2 protein-coding genes are annotated in these 2,849 nt (G+C 67.2%); both read left to right on the top strand.

The genetic code is table 11. The features are described 5' to 3' along the window. Positions 1-908: thiamine pyrophosphate-dependent enzyme (locus QZV72_RS09295; protein WP_297007699.1), on the top strand; the 908-nt coding region annotated here is incomplete at its 5' end. 64 nt (positions 909-972) lie between these two features. Next, entirely contained in the window at positions 973-2,496 is a 1,524-nt protein-coding gene (locus QZV72_RS09290; RefSeq protein ID WP_297007696.1) for a sodium:solute symporter, read from the top strand. The last annotated feature ends 353 nt before the right edge of the window (positions 2,497-2,849 follow it).

The following is a 2,849-nucleotide window of genomic DNA, read 5'->3' as shown; positions in this document are numbered from 1 at the left end:
TTGGTGGCAAGGGGGCGATCTCCTTCGGTCATCCACTGTCCGCGGCGTCCTGGATCGAGGACCGGTACACCACCGAACTGATGGAGGACGCCGATGTCCTCCTCACCGTCGGCACGACGATCGGAGAGGTCACCAGCAACTACTTCACCTTCGATCCGAAAGGCACACTGATCCAGATCGACGCCGAGCCCCGCGTCCTCGCGTCCAACTACCCCGCCCTCGGCATCGCCGCAGATGCCGGGAAAGCGCTCGGGGCACTGGCGGACGCGCTGGAGAACTCACCCTCGGACGGTCCTGCCCGCCCCGGCGCCGAGATCGCCCGCGAACTCCGCCGCAAGGTAGAGGCCAGGCTCGCCGACCAGGATCTCTCCGTGGAACTGCAGGTGATGGCCGATATCCGCGCCGCCCTGCCTGACGATGCCGACTCCTTCTGGGACATGACGATCGCCGGGTACTGGGCCTGGTCTGTCTGGGACTCCACCGGCGGGGAGTTCCACTCCGCGCAGGGGTCCGGCGGGCTCGGTTTCGCCTTCCCCGCGGCCACCGCCGCCGCCCTCGGTTCCGGACGCCGCACCCTCGCGGTCTCCGGCGACGGTGGGGCGATGTACGGCATCTCCGAACTCGCCACCGCCCGTCAGCACGATGCCGACGTCACCTGGCTGATCGTCGACGACGGCGGCTACGGCATCCTGCGCGAGTACATGACCGGCGCCTTCGGCCAGGCCACCTGCACCGAACTGGCCCGTCCGGACTTCGGTGCCCTGGCCGGGGCCTTCGGCATCCCCGCCTACGCCACCGACCCGGAGCACCTGCGGGAGACCCTGGCCACAGCTCTGTCCGAACCTGGACCGAATGTCGTCGTACTCACCGCACTACTACGCATGTTCGCCCCCACCCACCTCGACTGACCCCTGCTCCGGGTTCCCGGAGCACCGACACCACCCCACCCCCACTCCCTGGAAGAGGGACACCATGAGTCTCGACATCGCCATCATCATCGTCTATCTGCTCGCCATGCTCGCCTTCGGTTTCTGGGGAAAGAGCCGCACGAAGAACTCCTCCGACTACCTCGTCGCCGGCCGACGTCTCGGCCCCGTCTTCTACACCGGCACCCTCGCCGCCGTCGTGCTGGGCGGGGCATCCACCGTCGGCGGTGTGGGCCTGGGCTACAAGTTCGGAATCTCCGGAATGTGGCTCGTCGTCGCCATTGCCGTGGGCGTCATCCTGCTCAGCCTGCTGTTCGCCGGGCCGATCCAGAAACTCCGGGTCTACACGGTCGCCCAGGTGCTCCAGCTGCGCTACGGAGTCAACGCGACCGCCGCCTCCGGCATCGTGATGGCCCTGTACACGCTCATGCTCGTGGTGACCTCCACGATCGCCTACGCCACCGTGTTCAACGTCCTGTTCGGCACCCCACGCTGGGGATCCATCGCCATCGGTGCGGCGACGGTGATCATCTACTCCGTCATCGGCGGCATGTGGTCGATCACCCTGACCGACATGGTCCAGTTCGTCCTCAAGACCATCGGCGTGATCTTCCTGCTGCTGCCCGCCGCATGGGGCAAAGCCGGCGGGTACGACGGGATCATCGACAAGCTCGGGGACGGAGGAATCAACGGAGACGCCCACTTCGACATCATGAACATCGGCGGGGCGACCATCGTCACCTACTTTGTCGTCTACACCTTCGGCATGCTCATCGGCCAGGACATCTGGCAGCGGGTCTTCACCGCCCGCACCCCGCAGGTCGCCAAGTGGGGTGGCACGGCGGCGGGTGTCTACTGCGTGGTCTACGGCATCGCTGGCGCCCTCATCGGAACCGCCGCCTCCGTCCTCCTGCCGCAGATGGACGTCAGTGACGACGTCTACGCCGCCGTCGCGGAAGAGGTCCTGCCCATCGGCCTGTCCGGTCTGGTGCTCGCCGCCGGAGTCGCCGCGATGATGTCCACCGCCTCCGGCGCCCTCATCGCGTGCTCCACGGTGTGTCGGACCGATGTTCTTCCCATGGTCCGCCGCATGGTTGGCCGCCCCGCGAAGCCCTTGTCCGCTGGTAATCCGGAGCATGACGTGCAGGCGAACCGGATGTGGGTTCTGTGCCTGGGCATCATCGCGACCCTCATCGCGACGGCCATGGATGACGTGGTCGCCGCCCTGACCGTCGCCTACGACATTCTCGTTGGCGGTCTCCTCGTCGCCATCCTCGGCGGATTCGTGTGGAAGCGGGCAACCGGCACCGGGGCACTGGCCTCGATGGGAGTCGGGACGGTCGTCACCATCGGCACGATGTTCGCCACGGATCTGCTGGCCAATGAGCCGATCTACTTCGGTCTCGGCGCGAGCCTCGTCACCTACATCGTGGTCAGCCTGGTGACGAAGCCGACCGATCCGGCGGTTCTCGCCGTCTGGGACGGGCGACTGGCGGGTACCGAGGTGGCGCAGTCGGACAATCCGGACGATGTGCTGGCCTCCGTGGAGGCGAACGGGTCGGCACGGTAAGTGCGTCACCTGCCCCTGGTACAGGTGAGCCTTCAGGGACGCCTGATGCAGGAGGGGCCGATGAGGCTCGGATAGCCTGGTCCGAGTTAGCCTGATCCGGAACGGCGCCCGCTACGGTCGCCGGACCATCGTCCCCCGGAGACCCCATGCCCCCACGCCCGATCTGCCGCGCGGCCATCATCTCGACCACTCTGTCAGTCACCTGCGCCGTGGCACTGGGTGTGACGGCATCAGTAGTGACCACCGGGTCTGTGGTGCCCACGGCGTCCGCGGACACCGCGTCGGCGGCGTCCACGGCCACCGATCTCCCGGACTCGTCGTCACCGACGGGTTCCTCAGGGACGGGTTCTTCA

The sequence above is a fragment of the uncultured Corynebacterium sp. genome, from assembly GCF_902782855.1.
Classification (GTDB): Bacteria; Actinomycetota; Actinomycetes; order Mycobacteriales; family Mycobacteriaceae; genus Corynebacterium.
Note: the sequence above shows the minus strand (reverse complement) of the source record. Positions and strands in the feature narration are given on the sequence as shown.